Origin of the sequence: Ensifer adhaerens (assembly GCF_002007205.1) — a bacterium.
Taxonomy (GTDB): Bacteria; Pseudomonadota; Alphaproteobacteria; order Rhizobiales; family Rhizobiaceae; genus Ensifer; species Ensifer adhaerens_D.
On record NZ_LAZS01000012.1, the window covers coordinates 690,442 to 708,876 of the forward strand.

Here is an 18,435-nt window from a genome sequence, read left to right on the forward strand (position 1 = left end):
CGGCAGTGTGTGCGGGCAGCCTATGTTTGGATCAGTCGGTCCACGGCCGCCCGGGCATGCTCATAGGGGCTATAGCATTCGGATCTCTGGAGGCGTGCCACGACGGCTGCGGGATCCCAAATCGGGTTCGTTTGAACCGTGAAAAGATCAGTAGATTGACGGTGATCCTGTGCCTTGAAGTGGCTGTCGCGGATTCCGCTCTCGATCACCCCTGCAACAATGCCGTTCAGTCGCCCGAGAGACTTGCGCAAGACCGGGCACTGCCGATCGATGGCGAGGAACAGAACGTCCCGGCGTGGCAGTTGCACGGTGAGGAAATGCAGGCTGAGGCGGTATTGGTCCAGAAGATGGTCGACAAGCTTCTCGGGCGCTTCGACGGATCGACGCGCATTCGCGGTCGCGATGACAATTCGTTCTTTCAGCACCCTGACGGCGATCGCATCAAGTTGCTGTCCGGCGGTCAAGGAGTTGGTGGAGAGCACGCTCGAATTCCCGAAATTGGCGGCTCTTCGTGAGAGCCGCTGCCGCAAGCGTTCAGGGTCGAAGCCGGAACGTCTGCATGCCATGAACCTACGGCTATGGAGAGTTGCCGTGCCAATTGCCAACACTTGGCGAAGCGCGCTCCCAATCGGGTTGAGCCCTGCCGATCAGGTGGAACCAGCGGTTTACCCTTGACCAACAAATAGCCAAATGGCTATGTATTCGCGTATCGCCATCAGGGTATGGCTTCCGCGCCGGCGTCCCGCGAATCGGCCCGGCAGCGGGACCAAGGCGAACCGGCGTGCCAGTCGAAATCCAATCGAGGTGCAAGCGTGTCTGAGAAAAAAGCCGGAAAGAACGCATCAAAAACGGCATCCGATACGCCAGAGGCGCGGAAGTGGCGCAAGACGTCGCCGACAAAATCGGCTGACGGCATCGTCCTGCTTTCCGGCGGCAATCCGCAGATCGCAAAGGGCTACGGCGACGCGCCGGTACAGCAGTACATTGCCGCAATGCCGGAATGGAAAAGTGGCCTGGGCAAGCGGCTCGACCGGTTGATCGTCAAGGCCGTTCCTGATGTCGAAAAGGCGGTCAAATGGAACTCTCCCTTCTATGGCATGGAGAAGGGTGTCTGGTTCCTCAGCTTTCATTGCATGACGAAGTACGTGAAGGTCGCCTTTTTCCGCGGGGCGCAGTTCAGCCCGATGCCGCCCGGCGCTTCGAAACAGCCGGACGTGCGTTATCTAGACATCTACGAGGCGGATGAGTTCGACGAGGCACAGTTCCTGGATTGGGTGAAACAGGCCAGCGAGCTGCCGGGAGAGCGGATGTGAAGTCCTGGCCGGCAGACATCAGAAGCCTTGCTCGGTCCCATACTCGTCGTGCCGCCGGTTCCACACGTAGGGCTCGGTCTGCGGCCATCCCGCAGGCGAGACTTCCCATGTTTCCTGTCGACCGTATGGCGTCAGGTCCAGATACGTCCACAGGCTGCCGAGATACTCGACGCCTCGTGCGCCGTTAAAGTAGGTGCGGTAGATACGATCGCCGTCCTTTAGGAAGACGCTGACGCCATGGCGTTCGCTCGTTTTGCTCGGATCATCCGGATCGGCGATCGTGGCCCCCATGTCATGGTTGAAGTCGCTGGCCATGGAGGAGTACCAGATCGGGTGCTGCCACTGCATCCGGGCCTGGTATTTCTGCAGCTTGTCCAGCGGTGCGCGCGAAATCAGAACGATAGAAGTATCACGCGCATTGAGATGGGCCGGATGGGTCATCGCGTCCACGACCCAGGAACAGCCGTCGCAGCCCGCCTGCCATCCGGGTGCAAACATGAAGTGATAAACGATCAGCTGCCGGCGGCCGTCGAAAAGGTCGGCGAGGCTTACCGTGCCCGTGGGCCCCTCGAACGTATATTCCTTGTCGATCCTTACCATCGGCAAGCGACGGCGCTGGGCGCTCAAGTCATCCCGTGCGCGGGTGAAAGCCTTCTCCCTGGCAATCTGTTGCTGGAGTGCCGATTGCCACTCATCCATTGAAACGATCTTAGGCAGCATTCTCAATCCTCCCTTGTTGTGCGGGTTGCTGGCCCGCGTCGGTGCAACGCGTGTCGGCGGCAGCGCGCATTCGCATCACAGCGGCGGCGGCCCGGCTTGGTCGCCGTGCGAGACTTCAAGACCGGCCTCATGGGCACGCCTTCTCCGCTGCATCCACTTCCAATATGTTGTAAAAACATAACATGTCAAGCGAGAACGAAGAAGACATGATTTTCAAGGCCTTGGCACACCTGCGCCGACGGGCCATGCTTGATCGCCTGAGGGGCGAGGCGCTCACCACGGGCATACTCTGCGCCCGCCTTCGCAGACATGGATCGCTGCACCGTGATACAGCATCTGAAAGTGCTGGAAGACGCCGACTTGATCATCGTCAGGCGGGCAGGGCGGGAGCGCTGGAATTATCTCAATGCCCTGCGATCAAGCGTATTCACGACCGCTGGATCAGCGAGTATGCCGCGCATGCGCTCAACATCCTCGACAGGCTCAAGGCCGACGTGGAAGAATAGCGGGCGAGTTTCGGGCGGCAGTCTCAATACCTTATGTTCACGCAGAATTTAGCCTTGCCGCCCAGCCGATCGCCGGTGCCGGATCTATCCGGTTGCCAAAAAGCCATAATTGCTTCACCTAGATCCTGTTTCGACACTCGGCATTAAGAATTGGATCAACGCTGAATGCGCATTTCATACGTCTTCCTTGGTGCATTTCTTGCAATCGTACCGCCCGCCCATGCTGACGTTGCCTCGCCTCCCGTTCTGGAGCCGCTGAAGCAGCAGGCGCAGGCCGCTCAGTTGAGCGCAAAGTTTCTGACCCGCTACAGCTACAAGCCCGTTCCGCTCGACGACGCCCTGTCGGCCAAGATCATGGACAGCTTCATCGACTCCCTCGATCCGGATCGGGGACTCTTCCTGCAGGCGGACATCGACAGCTTCAAGTCCGATCGCAACGAGATCGACGACGCCATCAAGCACAAGGACCTGAAGATCCCGTTTACGATCTTCAACGTCTATGGAAAGCGCGTTGTCGACCGCATGAACTACGCGCGCGAACTGCTGAAGCAGGACTTCGATTTCACCGCTCGGGAGGACTACTCCCTCTTGCGCGAGAAGGCGCCCTGGCCGCAGACGGAAGCCGAGAGCAACGAACTGTGGCGCAAACGCGTGAAAAGCGACTGGCTGCGGTTGAGACTGAGCGGCAAGACCGATGCGGCCATTCGCGAAACGCTCGACAAGCGCTATGCGAACGCGCTGGAGCGCGCTTCCAAATACAAGAGTGACGATGTCTTCCAGTCGTTCATGAACGCCTACACGACGTCGGTCGATCCGCACACGGATTATTTTGGCGCACGCGCTTCGGCCGATTTCGATATCGCGATGAAGCTGTCGCTGGTTGGAATCGGCGCGGTGCTGCAGGAACGCGACGACTACACGACGATCCGCGAGCTCGTGCCCGGCGGGCCGGCGCAACTGTCCGGCAAGCTCTCGGTCGGAGACCGCATCACCGGCGTCGGGCAGGGCCACGATGGCCCGATAAAGGAAGTCGTCGGCACACGCATCGATGAAGTCGTGCAGTTGATCCGGGGGAAAAAGGGATCGGTCGTGCGCCTCGATGTCCTGCCGGCGGATGCCGGAGCAGACGCCGCCCATCGCATCGTCACGCTGGTGCGCGACAAGATCAGCCTCGAAAAGCAGGCGGCGCAGAAGACCGTTCTGTCCGTGAAGGCGGGCGATGCCACGCGCAAGATCGGGGTGATCACGCTGCCGGCATTCTACGAGGATTTCGAAGCCCGGCGCAAAAGAGAGAAGGATTATCGCAGCGCCAGCCGCGATGTCGCAAAGCTCCTCGAAGAGTTGAAGCAGGAGCAGGTCGATAGCGTTCTCATCGATGTGCGCAACAATGGCGGCGGTTCGCTGGACCAGGCGATCGCCCTGACCGGCCTGTTTATCGGCTCTGGACCGGTCGTTCAGCAGCGCAGCGGCGACGGCAAGGTCGTGGTCACGAGCTCGGAGTTTCCCGAGCCTCTCTGGTCAGGCCCCGTCGGTGTTCTGATCAATCGCGGGTCGGCGTCGGCCTCCGAGATTTTTGCTGCGGCAATCCAGGATTACGGCCGGGGTGTCGTCATCGGCGAACCCAGCTTCGGCAAGGGCACCGTTCAAACCGTTGTCGATCTCGACCAGATGGTCCGCAACAGCAAACCGGAATTCGGCGAACTCAAGGTGACGATCGCCCAGTTCTTCCGGATCAATGGCGGCACGACGCAGCTGCACGGCGTAACGCCCGATATCAGCTTGCCGGGGCTTTCCGACCCGACGCGCTTTGGCGAGACGAGCTATGACAACGCCCTGCCGTGGTCAGAGATCAAGCCCGCAGACTATGCGCCGGCCGATACGGTCACCGCGCTGCTGCCGGCATTGCAGGGCCGCCATGATGCGCGCGTTGCAAGCGACCCGGACTTCCAGCGCCTGCTCGAAGACATCGCCGACATCAAGGCACAACGCGAGAAAGGCGTCGTCTCCCTCAATGAAGCCGAACGTCGCCAGGAATTGAAGGACCGCGAAAATCGCCTCAAGGCTCGGGCGCAGGGAAGCGATGGCGAGGATACCGGTGAAGATGATGGGCTGAACGCAGACGAACGCAGCCTGAGTGCCGATATCGCCATGGAGAAAGCCCGCAAGAACGCAAAGGACGTTCTGCTTGCGGAAGCGACCGCCATTCTCGCCGACGAGGCGGATTTGAGGGACGGCGAGCTGAAGGCAGCCACGCAACAGCCGGCAAACGCCAACGGACAGTAGTCCGCCCGGCCAACGGCCGCGGCGATGCGCTCCGCCCCGAGAAAAGGTCGACAAAGCGTCTGTTTTGTCGACCTTCTTGTTTCCTGCGCTCGAGGCCAATAACCCAATCTATAAAATATTGTCGCTGTCGCTGAGCTGCGAGTACATCGAGTATGCGCTCAAGAATAGAATGCTGCTCACAATTATCGCGATAAAGAACATAAAAAGGTACATGCATACGCTCCAGGTAAAGTCGTTGTGCATCTATGTCCTATTGTTCTCTTGCAGGGACATTACGGTGCCTGAAACCGGATCGTTCTGATTTCCCGGATATCGAATTCAAGCAAGCGCCGCCGGCAAAGAGCCCCGGAAATTTCGTCCTTCATACATCGCTCGGCGAGAACTTCGGTCGCGCTCCTGGTGTCGTCGGCATGATCGGTGCTTCGCTCGGAGCGTCGCCGTCATGGACGGACAAGGGAGCAGAGCTCCCGTCAGTTGCGCCTGACGCGACCATTTCCAATGGAAAAACAAACTCTTCCATTGGCAGCCGTTAGTGCGGGCGGCGCGCCGCTCGTAACATTGTCGCAAGGTCGCAATGCGATCTGAGCGCCAGAAAAACTGGAAACGTGCCGAGGTAATATTATGCGACTTTTTATTGCGACGGGCCTGCTGATTGCGCTGGCGGGATGCGAAACCGCAGAATACAGAAACCGTTGTGCAGAGTACGGATTCGTGCCGGGAACCGATGGCTATGCCAATTGCCTGCAACGTCTTGATATGTCCGATGAACGGCGTGGAGGGCGCTATTATGATCCTCCGGTATATGCTTACGACTGACGCCGGAAATGCGGGTGGTTTAGACAAACCTGTTTCAATTGGGTGATTTCGACCTGACCAATTGCGCGTTATTTAGAATTTCCTTCGAACCGCTTCGAAGAAACTTCGAATCTTTAGAATTTAATCATATTCAACATCGGCAGGTACATGCGAATTCTGATCGTAGAAGATGATCGTGAACTGGCGTCTTCGCTGAAGTCCATGATGGAAGCCGCGATCGGCGTCGCGGATGTATTTGAAACGGTTGCGGATGCCGAGGCCGCATTGCTCGCCTTCAAGTTCGACCTCGTCATCATCGATCGCAACCTTCCTGATGGTGACGGCCTGTCGCTCTTGCCGACGCTGCGACAACTCCGTCCGCGGCCGGCAACGGTCGTTCTGACGGCATTGGATGATCCGATCGATATCGTGTCGGCGCTTGACAAGGGTGCTGACGAATATGTCGGCAAACCGTTCGAGCCCATGGAACTGATTGCACGGGCGCGGGCGGTTCTTCGTCGCTACAGCCTGGACGAGACCGGCTGTACGCAATTCGGCAATCTGTCGTTTGATCTCACCAACCGCTCCGCCATGATCGGCGAGAATGCAATGAGCATTCCAAGACGCGAACTCGCCGTCCTGGAAGCGTTGATCCGGCGAGCGGGACGCGTCGTCCAGCGCGACAACCTGGAGGCAGCCGTCTACAATATCGACGAGGAGATCGAGTCCAACGTGCTCGATTCTCATGTCTCGCGGCTGCGCAAGCGGCTACGCGAGGGCAATTGCAACGCAACGATCCGGACCATTCGCGGCATCGGCTACATGCTGGTGCAAGAGTAATGGAGCGTCCGAATTCGATCGCCTTTCCGGTGGCCATCGTGCTCATTTTGGGCATGGCGCTGATGATGGTGATAAGCACCGTGCTCACCGTCGCGGTGTTCCTGTTGACGGATGGGCAGAGCAGGAAAAAAATCGCAGTCGAAAGTGTCGTCGAACTTCTCCAGGACGGTGTGGGCTATGACCATACCGGCAAGTTTGTTCTTGAGGTGGAAGGCGTAATCGCGGAAAAGATTATCAGGCTTTCCGAAGAGCAGTCCGACTTCTGGTACTTTATCAGTGATGGAACCCAATCCATCATACACGGTGCCGTGCCGGCATCGGTTCAAGGCATCATTGATACGACCTCTCCCCAGGTATTTTCCTCTGAGTTTTCTTACGTCAAGGGCCATCAGCGATTTCTCGGGCTGCGAAAACTGAATGCGGAGGATCCACCCAAACTGGTTGTGGTCGGCGGAGTGTCGTTTTCGAATGCTGAAACGCTGCTCGTGGTCCTGCGCGAAATTTGGCCCCAGGGGCTCTACCACCTTCTGGGAATTGTTCTCGTCGCCACGGCCACGATTGCTGTCGTTGCGGTCAAGCGCACCATCGCAACCCCGGTAAGAAGGGTCGTAGATTCGGCCGAACAGATCGACGGGCTTCCCAATGGGCGCCGGATATCGGACCGGGACACGCCCATAGAACTGAAGCCGATGGTGGCTGCGTTCAATTCCGCGCTCAGTTGCATCGACAACGCGTTTGAAGCGCAGCGTAATTTTCTCGCCAATGCATCCCACGAACTGCGGACGCCGCTGACCAAACTGCGACTAAAGCTTGACCTGGTGAAGGATCCGGACGTGCGGGACGTCCTGGTTCGCGATGCGGCGCGTCTGGCATCGATCGTAACGACATCATTGCAACTGGCTCGCTTGTCGGGTCAGTCGCTGACGTTCGCCGCGATCGATCTCGCAGTCGTGGCACGTGCGATCATTGCCGAGCATGTGCCGTCCGCGATGAATCAGGGCATGGACATCGAGTTCAAAGCATCGGAGGGGCGGGTCATGATCTCCGGATCGGAACCGGCCATCCGGGTCGCCCTGGACAACTTGATCATCAATGCGATGCGACACGCACGCGGAACGGAAGTGCTCGTGGTCGAGGTTCTTCAAGCCCGCATCGTGCGCGTCACCGATGAAGGCCCGGGAATCCCAGCCGCTGAACGCGAAAAGATGCTGAGGCCGTTTGTGCGCGGCAGCTCGAGCGCGAGCGAGGGAACAGGCATGGGCCTGGCCATCGTCAGCCAGATCATGATGGCTCACAACGGTTCCGTGACGCTCGGAGAAGCAGCGGACGGCGGTTTGGTCGTCGATCTGGCGTTTCCGAAAATTGCGAAGGAACCCGCGCCTTCGTGATAGCCGTGCCGCTGTTTCCTGAAACCGCTCGCGCAGGGTCTCTTCGGCCCGTTCACCCCGCCAAATATTCGCGCAACAGCAGGCGTGCGCGGTGCAGCCGCGCCTTCACCGCCTGCCGCGAAAGATCAAGCGCGGCGGCGATCTCGTCAATGGTCATCTCCTCGAGGTCGCGCATCAGAGCCACATCGCGATAGTGCGGTGGCAGCGCCTCAAACGCGGCGGCCAGATCGAGCCGCAACACGTGTTCTGGCCGCTGCACCAGGCTTGTCTCAAGCGCGTCCTCGTCGAGGGTGGCGACGAGACCGCTGCGTCGTGCCAGCCGCAGGCACTCCCGCCGAACCACGCTGAACAACCAGTTTGACAGGGTCGCCAGCGCGCGGATCGCGCCGACGTGGCGCGACAGAAGCCAAAGCGTTTCTTGTGTCGCATCGTCGACATCGGCGGTGCGGCAGGTTGCTCGGGCATATCGGCGGATATCCGGCTGCGTCCGCTCGAGCAGCCGGACGATCGCATTGCGATCGCCGTGCCGGGCGGCTTGGAAGGTTTCGGTCGTCACCGCCTTGGTGTTCATGGCTTGCTCCGATCATGGATCCCGGCAACGGCGCAGGCCGGGCAATAGCCGATGATGCCGGTGAGGACAAAGGTGAGGGCCGATACGCCCACCAACAATGCGATCCACCCGCTCAGAAAACTGTATGCCAGCACCGCGGCGCCAATCCCGAGACCAATCCGCACTGCCTGCTGCCCTATACCGATATTCTTGCGAAAAAATGCCATGCAACATCTCCGATGCAAACCGAGACCGGTCGTCTCGGTCATAAGAGGCGCGGAGCATGGAAAAGGATTCGCGGCGGCACGATTTTTTCTCAGCTTCCGATACATCGGCAAGGGTAACGAAGGCGCTTGCCCGTACAACCGTGTCATTCCTGGTCTCAGGCGGAGGGCCTCAAGGTTTTTTCGAAGTGGTGGGTCCGGACCGAAAATCTGTGTTCGACCCCGCCTGGAACCCACAAGGTATCTTCGAAGGAAGACGCGAGGTGCCATCCCGCGCGCTGATAGAACCTTTCCGCGCGGCTATTGCCGGCGGTGCAGAAGAGCTCTGCTTTCTGCTCTCCGTTTTTCAACAGCAGATTTTCCGCGAAGGATAGCAAGGTCCGGGCCGTTCCGGCGTCGCGGGCACTTCTGCTGACATAGAGCTTGACCACTTCCGCCCCCTTCAGCGAAACGAACCCTATTGGTGCGATGTCAACGGCCACGTAAAAGGAGTCCAGCGCCTCCTCCAGCCATAGCGAAAAGTGCTCGGGTGTCCGAAACGCAAGGATGCCTTGGGGAACGAGATCGGCGTGACTATCGTGCCAGCCCTCGTGCCACAACCGCAAGATTTCCGGCTTGTCGTCCGCCCGCATCGGCCGAATATCGCACATCGCAAACTCCTCCCATTGGAAAACTGGCCTGACGATCACAGCCGTAAGTCGTGGCCTTTCCCATGCTCGTGGGAGGTCCGCTTGTGGTCCGCTGAGGTATCCAGATTGCCTGCCATCCCCAACGGCAGAACCTCACGGTAGCAGGGGCAGGGACCGACGCCAATCTCGGCAGTCGTGTCCCCGCCACGTCGTCGGTCAAATACCGTTCGGCCGCTGGCCGTCTCTCGACGCGCCCCGACGAACGTTTCCGTGCCCTCGATCCGGATCGCTTCGCTGCCGGCGCGATCCGGATTCCCAACGGAGATTCCTGTTCGATGAAACGAATACTGGTGGCCCTGGTTGCAATGATTTCGCCGATTGCCATGGGGCAGGCGCATGCCGAGCCGCTTTCAAGCGCTTTGGCGAAGGCCTACCGCAACAACCCGACGCTCAACGCATCGAGAGCCGGGGTGCGCGCAAGCGCGTACGATATCGATATCGCAAGGTCGGCGATGCAGCCGAAGATCGCCTGGCGCAGCGGGATCGGCTACGACACCAATGCAGCCAGCAATCGCGGCACGTTTGGCATCGTTCTCGATCAGACCCTCTTCGACGGACTGCAGACGACAAACAATGTCGAGGTCAACAAGGTACGGCTGCGCGCAGCCGAGGAAAACACCCGCAACACCGAACAGAATATCCTGTTCGAGGCGACGGAAGCCTACATGGACGTCGTGCTGGCGCGCCGCATCGCCGCGTTGCGCAAGCAGGATCTCGATTTCCTCAAGGAACTCACGCGATCCGAGACCGCCCGCCATACTGCGGGAGAACGGACACGAACGAACATCGCCCAGGCCGAGGCCCGCCGCGCCGCAGCGCAGGCGGAGCTGAGCCTCGCCCACGCCGAGGTCAAACGCGCCCAGGCCACCTACAGGCAGATCATCGGCGACGAGCCCGGGAAGCTTATCGGCGGAAAGGTTCCGTTGAAAATGCTGCCTGCCAATCTCGACCGGGCGCTGGCGATAGCGGCGAAGCAGCATCCCGCCCTTCTTGCAAAACGGCACCTTGCGGAAGGAGCCATGTTCGATGTTGCCGTCAGCGAGGGAAAACTCCTGCCTCGCGTCAATGGTGCGATTGGAATCGGGAGAGGACACGATGACGCCGGCGTGATCAACGCGATGAGGTTCGACGGATCGGGGACAGAGCGCAAGGTCGGCATCGAGATAAAGGTGCCCGTCTACCATGGCGGGAAGGCGGCGGCGGAAGTGCGTCGGTCGAAAGAGAGCCTCGGGAACGCGCACTTCACTGTCGATGTTCAGCACGCTGAAGTTCAGGCGAAGGCGGCCTCTGCCTGGGCGCAATACCAGGGAGCCCTCGCGACCGCGTCCGCCAGCCGGGCGGCGGTCAAGGCGGCAACAATGGCCAAGGACGGCATGATGGAAGAACAGGCGATCGGCCAGCGCACCCTCCTCGACGTTCTCCAAGCCCAGGCCGATGTGGTGAAAGCGCAGGTGAAACTTGCCAACGCCGAGCGCGACACAGTGGTCGGCGGGTACCGAATCCTCTCCGCCATCGGCAGGCTGGGCGCCAGGGACCTGGGCATAGTGGCGAAACGGACGGATGCCGAAGGGCGCTGAGCGGACGCGCCTTTCATTCTTGCGCCGCGGCCTTGGCCGCGGCGGCTCGGTTACACGCCTCTCGAGACTCTGACGGATGCACACAATCTTCCGGTCGGACGACCGCATTCGACCTGGAGACGCTGAGCGATTCGGCCTGCCCGTAGTGCGCCGAGCGCTGGTCTTGGCGGGTGTCTGAAGGCTGGCCGCAACAGCGATCCTATCCGAATGTCTCGATCCCCTCCGTCAGGTCATACCATGTGTGCCGGCGCGAGGCCCAGAAGACGGCGGCCGGCGGCGGAAACTCTGGGTCCGCAAAACACCCGACCGAGACCACCACCGCATCCGAAAGGGCTTCCGCCTCCATGTAGACGAGCGTCCCACATGTCGGGCAGAAGGTCTGGTCCACCCAGCGTCCCGAGCTGCCGTTGCGTCGCCATACCCGGCGTTCGCCTTCTATGTTGGCGATGGCTTGCTTGGAAAATCGGGCGCGGTAACCGAAACCGGATCCCGTTGCCCGCTGGCATTCCAGGCACGCGCAGGCATAGACGCGCGCGGGAGGACCGGTAACCGTCATCTTCAGACCACCGCACGCACAGCGTGCCGTTCTCTTGCCGGTGTCTTCCGCATCCTGCGGTCGTCCATGTTCTTGCAGGCGATCGCTCGTGCTCATCGCATGCACCTTCCAGGAGCCGCGAAGTCGCCCCGCAGATGGCCTGCGGTGACGGCTTCCAGCCTGTTCGAAAATACCCGGGCGACTGCAGGCCCCATGCGCCCCGCGCCGACAGCACCTATATTGATCATGAACGATAACTCCGATTGGCTGGGGAGCACGGTCATCGCGCGCCCGACAAAGCTGCCGTCCAATAGGAGCGGTTTTCGGAGCCTGTAAATTACGCACTTTAAAGTAAGCGGTAACTCGGACGTAAGGAGCATTGCGAGTGAAACGGTTGCAGCAGGACGATTGCGGCTTTGCTTCGGCGCTGAACGCAATAGGCGGCAAATGGAAGACGCTCATTTTGTGGGAGGTCAACATCGAACCACGCCGCTTCGGTGAATTGCGGCGGCTCCTTCCGGGCATCAGTGAAAAGGTCCTCACTCAGCAGCTTCGCGAAATGGAAGCTGATTGCCTTGTTCGCCGTGAGGTCTTCCCGGGCGCTGTACAAAAGGTCGAGTATTCGGCGACGGAGTTTGGGAAGTCCCTGAACGCTGCGGTCACGGTCTTGTCGACGTGGGGCAAGGAGCATCAGGCGAGGCTGGCCTCGAAGGGCGGCGGACATGGCGAGGTCGGTGCGCCCGTGCTGGCCGAGGCCTGATATCTCATTTTTCGCCGGAGACTGTCGCGCCGGCCGCGTTCCAGCGCCGTCTTGTCGGATGCGGCGGCCAAGGACGCTGCCACCGCAATCCGACTGCAGTCATTGTGCAGGCACGCAGGAAATTTCAAGCCTGCGGGTCATCGTGGCCCCGCCTACGGGTCACGATGCTCGGGCATTTCCTTGAGCTGATCCTTGGTCCATGTCGTCACGGCGTGGACGTCGCCGTCCTCGTCCCGCATGAAGTCGAGATCGGCAAGGGGGACGGCGACCGGTTTTGCACCGATGCCGAGGAAACCGCCGACGTCGATGATGACGGTGCTCGCCACACCCACGCCATGGACATGATCAACCGTGCCGACCTTGTCGTCATCTGCTCCGTAAACGGTTGCGCCTTCCAGAACAGCCGGCGTCAGTTCCGTGGCTGGCAGGCGTACGTGACCAGTGTGATCCATCTTGGTTCTCCTTTGATATCACACGGGGAGAACCGGGATGAGAACCAACGGTTCCATACGATCGCTTATGAGGTCGACAAAAAGGATGACTGCCTGGAGGGACCCGCGGCTTTCCGGCCCGCCCAACATTGCTCTATCGTCGTGGCGGCGGCGGCCCGACGGAGTTGCGGATCACCAGGTCTGGCCTCAACAGGATTTCGGTTTCGGAAGGGGCCCGGTCAGAAAGCAGTTCCAATAGCAGCGCCATCGCGTGCTTGCCGATGGCGGTGCGGGGCTGGCGGATGGTCGTCAGCGACGGGGACATGAAACCCGCCTGCGGGACATCGTCGAAGCCAGTGACGGAAAAGTCCTGCGGTATGTCATAGCCACGCGCCTTGAGGCCGAGTGTCACGCCCAGCGCAGTCTGGTCGTTGACGCACATGAAGGCGGTCGGAAGGTCGTCACGCATGAAGAGCTGTTCCAGCGCCAGCCTGCCGCTTTCCACCGTCCCATCGCCTTCCAGGATCAGCTGGCGGTTTACGGGAAGCCCGGCCGCGGCGAGACCGGCTTCGTATCCGGATCGACGCCGGCCATAGGCGAGGCGGGTATGGGAATCCCCGATGAAGGCGATACGCCGGTGCCCTTCGGATATCAGGAGGTCGACAACTTTGCGGGCGCCCTCGACATCATCGACCCCGACATAGGGAATGCCGCCGTTGAAGACCGGCTCGAAGACGCCGACGGTCGGCGGCAGGCGCGCCGTCAGCGTCTGATGGCCGAAGGGGAGGATGCCCGTAAACAGGATCATGCCCGCCGCCTGGTTGGAATTGAAGAATTTCAGATACTCCAGGCCACGCTGGGCGTCGTTCTGCGTATGGCCGATCAAGACGCCGTAGCCGTGTGCGCGCGCTTCGTTTTCGAGACCGACGAGGATGCTGGAGAAGTTCGGGTCGCCGATATCGGGCGCGACCACGAGGATCATGTTCGAGCGGCCGAGCCTCAGGCTGCGCGCCATCGCGTTGGGCGTGTAGCCGGTGATCGCGATCGCCTGGTTGACCTTGAGCCGGGTCGATTTGGCAACCTTCTCCGGCATGTGAATGGCCCGCGAAACGGTCGCGATCGACACTTCGGCGATCCGTGCGACGTCTTCAATGGTTGCGGGCTGGGAATTGGACACGCTTGGCCTCGGAATCTGCTGCGAGGACGTTACACAGGTTCGCCCGACGGTCAAACGAAGATGCCAAAAAAAATGTCGGGCAACCATGATGTAAACCTTTACATCGGCGAGTGTAAAGGTTTACATCATTGAAATAGCGGTGGAGGCCGCCGGGAGGGGATAATGACAACGGAGCATGTCGACGGGGCTCCCGTCGTTTTGTCCGCGCGCCGGATCAGCAAATCGTTCAGCGGCGTGCAGGTCCTGTTCAGTGTCGATTTCGAGCTGCGTCAGGGCGAAATTCATGCGCTCATGGGCGAGAACGGGGCAGGCAAATCCACGCTGGTGAAGATCCTGTCAGGCTTCGAGCAGCCGACGTCGGGCGAGATCCTGCTTGACGGCAAGTCGGCAAAGCTGCCGGCCAATGGCGCCGCGGAAGCGCTCGGCATCGTCATCATCCACCAGGAATTCAATCTCGCCGAACATCTGACCGTCACCGAAAGCCTGTTTCTCGGCCGCGAGGTAACCCGTTTCGGCGTGCTCGACCGCAAGTTCATGCGCGCCGAGACCCGTCGTGTGCTCGATCTGCTGGGCTCGCATGTCGACGAGAACGCAATGATCGGCTCACTGTCGATTGCCGAAAAACAGATGGTCGAGATCGCCAAGGCCATCAGCCGCGATGCGCGTGTCGTCTTCATGGACGAGCCGACGGCGGTGCTGTCGCGCGAGGAAACGAACTTCCTGTTCCGGCTGGTGCGCAAGCTGCGCGACAAGGGAACGAGTTTCGTCTTCGTGTCGCACAAGCTCGACGAGGTGATGGAACTGACCGACCGCGTGACGGTGCTGCGTGACGGCCAGTGGATCAAGACGTCGCCGACATCCGTGCTCGACGGTGAGGCGATCGCCCAGCTGATGGTTGGCCGTGAACTCTCGAGCCTCTATGCCGCAAAGACGGAACCCGACATTGACGAGGAGGTCGTGCTCAGGGTCGCTTCCGTGTCGACGGGCTATGTCCGCGACGCAAGCTTCGAGGTTCGTCGCGGCGAAATCCTCGGCTTTTCCGGAATGATCGGTTCCGGCCGCACGGAGTTGATGGAGGCGGTCGTCGGGTTGCGTTCGCGCCTTGCGGGGGAGGTGTTGGTTCGTGGCCAGCCCGTCGCGGCTGGTGACGTGCATGCGGCCAACAAGGCCGGTCTTGCTTATATGACCAAGGACCGCAAAGCCAAGGGACTGTTGCTCAATTCCGGCATGATGGCGAACCTGACGCTGCAGTCGCTCGGCCGGCACAGCCGTCTTGGCTATCTCGATCCCGCAAGCGAGGAGGCGGCTCTGGCGAAGGCCCGCCGCCGCTTCGATATCCGCGTCCGCGACGAAAAGATCGTGGCCGGGCGCATGTCCGGGGGCAATCAGCAGAAGCTGCTTCTCGCCAAGGTCATGGAAACCGATCCCAGCATCATCATCATCGACGAGCCCACCCGCGGCATCGACGTCGGCACCAAGCAACAAATCTATCACTTCATCTCGGCGCTCGCCCGGGACGGCCGCTCGATCATCGTCGTCTCCTCCGAAATGCCCGAGGTCATCGGCCTTTGCAGTCGCGTGGCGGTCATGCGGGAAGGCCAGATCGCCGGAGTTCTCGAAGGGGACGAGATCTCCGAGCAGGAGATCATGCGCTACGCCGCAGGGCTGAAGAAGAAAACGGCGGCCTGAGCCGCGCCAATTGGCGCGAGCCCTGGCAACAACAACAAGATTCCCGACAGGTGGGACGGAGGTTCGATTGGATATGAGCGTGAACCAGGAAGGCAGCCAGGAGGCCATACGCCGTCGCAGCTGGCGTGACATCGATCTGAGGGCCGTGGCGCCGTTCGTTGCGCTGGCGTTGCTGCTCCTGGTCGGCGCGCTGGTCAATCCCAACTTCATCAGCATCAACAACCTCGCCAATGTCGCGACCCGAAGCGCCTTCATCGCCATCATCGCCGTCGGCGCGACTTTCGTGATCTCCTCGGGCGATCTCGACCTGTCGGTTGGTGCGATGGTCGCCTTCATCGCCAGCCTGATGATCCTCTTCATGAATTCCGGCGTCATCGCTGATCCGGTGCTGATGCTCCTGGCGGCAATCCTTTTTGCCATCGTTGCCGGCACGCTCTGTGGTCTCACCAACGGCCTGATCACGACGGTCGGCAGGATCGAACCCTTCATCGCGACGCTTGGCACGATGGGCATCTATCGCGGGCTGACGACCTGGCTGTCGCAGGGCGGAGCGATCACGCTCAAGGAGCCTGAGCTTCAGGAGATGTATCGGCCCGCCTATTTCGGCACGATCGCCGGCGTGCCGGTCCCGATCGTCGTCATCCTTGCGGTGACCGCCGTGGCCGCCTTCATCCTCTACCGGACGCGCTACGGGCGCCACGTCGTCGCCGTCGGCTCCAATCGCGACGTCGCGCGCTATTCGGGCATTTCCGTCAACCGCGTGCGCACGGTCGCCTTCGTCATCCAGGGCCTCTGCGTGGCGGTCGCCGTTCTCCTCTATGTGCCGCGCCTGGGCTCGACCTCGGCGACGACGGGCATCCTGTGGGAGTTGCAGGCAATCACCGCCGTCGTCGTCGGCGGAACGGCATTGAAAGGCGGCGCGGGGCGCGTCTGGGGAACGATCTGCGGGGCCTTCATCCTCGAACTGGTCGGCAACATCATGCTGCTGTCCAATTTCATCAGCGAATACCTGATCGGGGCCATCCAGGGCGCGATCATCATCATTGCGATGCTCGTCCAGCGCTCGCTGGTGCGGAAATCGTGAGACGGCCGGGTCCACAGGTCTCCCGGCCTGCAACAGGCTGACCTGATATTTGGGAGGAACTTAATGCGTAACAAGCTATTCGGCCTGACGCTCGCAGCCATGACCGCGCTTTCTGGCGTGTCGCATGCGCAGGAGGAAAAGAAAGTGACGATCGGTGTGTCGATCCCGGCCGCCGATCACGGCTGGACGGCCGGTGTGGTTTTCCATGCCGAGCGCGTCGCCAAGCTCCTGATGGAGCGCAATCCGGGCCTCAACGTCATCGTCAAGACCTCGCCCGATCCGGCAAGCCAGGCCAACGCCGTTCAGGATCTGGAGACGCAAGGCATCGACGCGCTCGTCATTTTGCCGACCGATCCCGATCCGCTGGTCAACGCCATCAAGGAAGTGAAGGGCAAGGGGACCTTCGTGGCGCTTGTCGACCGGGCTCCGAGCGTCAACGACAACTCCGTGCGCGATCTCTACGTTGCCGGCAACAACCCGGCGCTCGGCCAGGTCGCCGGTGAATACATCAAGGCGACCACGCCGGAAGCCGAAGTCGTCGTCATCCGTGGCCTGCCGATCCCGATCGACCAGCAGCGCCAGGACGGCTTCGACAAGGGTATCGAAGGCTCCAAGGTCAAGATTCTCGACCGCCAGTACGGCAACTGGAACCGCGACGATGCCTTCAAGGTCATGCAGGACTACCTGACCAAGTATCCGAAGATCGACGTCGTCTGGTGCCAGGACGATGACATGGCCGTCGGCGTGCTGCAGGCGATCGAGCAGGCAAAGCGCACCGACATTCAGTATGTCGTTGCCGGCGCCGGCTCGAAGGAAATGATCAAGAAGGTCATGGACGGCGACAAGATGATCCCGGTCGACGTGCTCTATCCTCCGGCAATGGTCGGTACGGCGCTCGAAATGACCGTGGCCAACTTCTACGGCCAGGTTCCGGTTCGTGGCGTCTACACCATCGACGCAACGCTGGTGACCAAGGACAACGCCAAGGACTTCTACTTCCCGGATTCTCCGTTCTGATCCAGGTCTGATGCGATGGCGGCCCACCGTTTTCGGGCCGTCATCAACCGTCGTGGGACCGCCGGCGGACCGTTCGATTCCTTCTGCAGCGGGGATCCGCCGGGGCGGAGACGGTGCCAAGAGGAACGGTGTCTTGTCGGGTTTTCGATTGCGTTAGCATCCTGTTGAATTTCGCCGCCACTCGTCATAAAACTGTCACATAGCCGCCTGGCCTTCCCTTGGCTTCCAGTCAGATCAACATGTGAGCGATGATGCAAACATCCGCTGTGTCACGTCTGTCATCTGATGCGATTGCCGTATCCGACGCAGAGCCGGTCGTCGTCGACCAGGCCGGTGCGATCTGCTTTCGCAGGGAAAGCGGCGGGGAACGTTTCGAGGTGCTGCTGATTTCCGGCCGCACCACCGGGCTCTGGGGTATCCCAAAGGGGCACCTGGAACATGGTGAGGACACTGCCGCCGCCGCCGCTCGAGAAGCGTTCGAAGAGGCCGGCGTGATCGGAACGGCGCTGAAGGACGAAGTCGGCGGGTTCACCTACAGCAAGATCGGCAACGCCGCCGTTTATCAGGTCCAGGTTCACCTTATCGCCGTTGCTTCGATGGCGTCCGATTATCCGGAAAAGGGTGCGCGGACGATACAGTGGGTGCCGGCATCCCTCGCAGCGGCGCTCGTCGGGCAGCCTGGTCTGCGGACGCTTCTCGCGGAGCGCCTGGGTGGGCTTGGAGACTGCGATCTCGAGAGCTCCGCCTGCCTCGCGCGTTCCTAGAGCCTGTCCCGTCTGCGGCGCAGCTCGGCGGCGATCATGGCCTCGTCCCGCCGCAGGCTGAGGTGTTGCGCGGCCGCCATGCCATCTTTCCAG

The 18,435-nt window shown here is 60.8% G+C and carries 18 protein-coding genes and 1 pseudogene; 11 read left to right on the forward strand and 8 right to left on the reverse strand.

Annotated elements, in window-relative coordinates; translation table 11 throughout:
* Positions 1-20 precede the first annotated feature (20 nt).
* Positions 21-482, reverse strand: coding sequence for a hypothetical protein (locus XB14_RS32925; RefSeq protein WP_143348578.1), 462 nt, complete (start codon positions 480-482; stop codon positions 21-23).
* Between the two features lie 330 nt (positions 483-812).
* Here XB14_RS32925 and XB14_RS28010 point away from each other — a divergent pair, with 330 nt between their 5' ends.
* Entirely contained in the window at positions 813-1,313 is a 501-nt protein-coding gene (locus tag XB14_RS28010; protein ID WP_419178631.1) for a DUF1801 domain-containing protein, read from the forward strand.
* Positions 1,314-1,331: 18 nt separating this feature from the next.
* Here XB14_RS28010 and XB14_RS28015 read toward each other — a convergent pair whose 3' ends face one another.
* On the reverse strand, positions 1,332-2,033 hold the full coding sequence (locus tag XB14_RS28015; RefSeq protein ID WP_077966756.1) for a DUF899 domain-containing protein: 702 nt from the start codon (positions 2,031-2,033) through the stop codon (positions 1,332-1,334).
* Positions 2,034-2,215: 182 nt separating this feature from the next.
* Here XB14_RS28015 and XB14_RS28020 point away from each other — a divergent pair.
* From XB14_RS28020 to XB14_RS28040, 4 genes and pseudogenes are all read left to right on the forward strand, one after another.
* Positions 2,216-2,539: pseudogene (locus XB14_RS28020) on the forward strand (ArsR/SmtB family transcription factor).
* Between the two features lie 165 nt (positions 2,540-2,704).
* On the forward strand, positions 2,705-4,822 hold the full coding sequence (locus XB14_RS28025) for a carboxy terminal-processing peptidase (RefSeq protein ID WP_077966758.1): 2,118 nt from the start codon (positions 2,705-2,707) through the stop codon (positions 4,820-4,822).
* A gap of 963 nt (positions 4,823-5,785) precedes the next feature.
* Positions 5,786-6,457 (forward strand): response regulator transcription factor, encoded by a 672-nt coding sequence (locus XB14_RS28035; RefSeq protein ID WP_077966779.1) that lies wholly within the window; start codon positions 5,786-5,788, stop codon positions 6,455-6,457.
* Positions 6,457-7,845: a sensor histidine kinase gene (locus tag XB14_RS28040; protein WP_077966780.1), complete on the forward strand. Its 1,389-nt coding sequence runs from the start codon at positions 6,457-6,459 to the stop codon at positions 7,843-7,845. The genes XB14_RS28035 and XB14_RS28040 overlap by 1 nt, the downstream gene beginning before the upstream one ends.
* A 52-nt stretch (positions 7,846-7,897) precedes the next feature.
* On the opposite strand, the gene XB14_RS28045 is transcribed toward XB14_RS28040, so the two are convergent.
* From XB14_RS28045 to XB14_RS28055, 3 genes are all read right to left on the reverse strand, one after another.
* Positions 7,898-8,416, reverse strand: coding sequence for an RNA polymerase sigma factor (locus XB14_RS28045; protein ID WP_077966781.1), 519 nt, complete (start codon positions 8,414-8,416; stop codon positions 7,898-7,900).
* The gene (locus XB14_RS28050; protein ID WP_077966782.1) at positions 8,413-8,622 is read right to left on the reverse strand and encodes a YgaP family membrane protein; all 210 of its coding nucleotides are present in this window, start codon (positions 8,620-8,622) and stop codon (positions 8,413-8,415) included. The genes XB14_RS28045 and XB14_RS28050 overlap by 4 nt, the downstream gene beginning before the upstream one ends.
* A gap of 155 nt (positions 8,623-8,777) precedes the next feature.
* Positions 8,778-9,269, reverse strand: a complete 492-nt coding sequence (locus XB14_RS28055; protein WP_077966783.1) for a GNAT family N-acetyltransferase — start codon at positions 9,267-9,269, stop codon at positions 8,778-8,780.
* Positions 9,270-9,631: 362 nt separating this feature from the next.
* Here XB14_RS28055 and XB14_RS28060 point away from each other — a divergent pair, with 362 nt between their 5' ends.
* Positions 9,632-10,885: a TolC family outer membrane protein gene (locus XB14_RS28060; protein ID WP_268802324.1), complete on the forward strand. Its 1,254-nt coding sequence runs from the start codon at positions 9,632-9,634 to the stop codon at positions 10,883-10,885.
* Between the two features lie 199 nt (positions 10,886-11,084).
* Here XB14_RS28060 and XB14_RS28065 read toward each other — a convergent pair whose 3' ends face one another.
* Positions 11,085-11,537, reverse strand: coding sequence for a GFA family protein (locus XB14_RS28065; RefSeq protein ID WP_077966785.1), 453 nt, complete (start codon positions 11,535-11,537; stop codon positions 11,085-11,087).
* A 268-nt stretch (positions 11,538-11,805) separates the two neighbouring features.
* On the opposite strand from XB14_RS28065, the gene XB14_RS28075 reads away from it, so the two are divergent.
* Positions 11,806-12,180, forward strand: coding sequence for a winged helix-turn-helix transcriptional regulator (locus tag XB14_RS28075; RefSeq protein WP_077966788.1), 375 nt, complete (start codon positions 11,806-11,808; stop codon positions 12,178-12,180).
* 152 nt (positions 12,181-12,332) lie between these two features.
* Here the strand turns inward: XB14_RS28075 and XB14_RS28080 are convergent, their stop codons facing one another.
* Positions 12,333-12,632 carry a PRC-barrel domain-containing protein gene (locus XB14_RS28080; RefSeq protein WP_077966790.1) on the reverse strand — a complete coding sequence of 100 codons (300 nt, stop codon included), beginning with the start codon at positions 12,630-12,632 and terminating at the stop codon, positions 12,333-12,335.
* 133 nt (positions 12,633-12,765) lie between these two features.
* Entirely contained in the window at positions 12,766-13,788 is a 1,023-nt protein-coding gene (locus tag XB14_RS28085) for a LacI family DNA-binding transcriptional regulator (RefSeq protein ID WP_077966792.1), read from the reverse strand.
* Positions 13,789-13,950: 162 nt separating this feature from the next.
* Between XB14_RS28085 and XB14_RS28090 the strand changes: the two genes are divergently transcribed.
* From XB14_RS28090 to XB14_RS28105, 4 genes are all read left to right on the forward strand, one after another.
* Positions 13,951-15,477: a sugar ABC transporter ATP-binding protein gene (locus XB14_RS28090; protein WP_077966801.1), complete on the forward strand. Its 1,527-nt coding sequence runs from the start codon at positions 13,951-13,953 to the stop codon at positions 15,475-15,477.
* 73 nt (positions 15,478-15,550) lie between these two features.
* The gene (locus tag XB14_RS28095) at positions 15,551-16,561 is read left to right on the forward strand and encodes an ABC transporter permease (protein ID WP_077966802.1); all 1,011 of its coding nucleotides are present in this window, start codon (positions 15,551-15,553) and stop codon (positions 16,559-16,561) included.
* A 63-nt stretch (positions 16,562-16,624) separates the two neighbouring features.
* Complete coding sequence (locus XB14_RS28100) at positions 16,625-17,578, forward strand: substrate-binding domain-containing protein (RefSeq protein WP_077966803.1); 954 nt, start codon at positions 16,625-16,627, stop codon at positions 17,576-17,578.
* Between the two features lie 251 nt (positions 17,579-17,829).
* Positions 17,830-18,342, forward strand: coding sequence for an NUDIX hydrolase (locus XB14_RS28105; protein WP_143348579.1), 513 nt, complete (start codon positions 17,830-17,832; stop codon positions 18,340-18,342).
* The last annotated feature ends 93 nt before the right edge of the window (positions 18,343-18,435 follow it).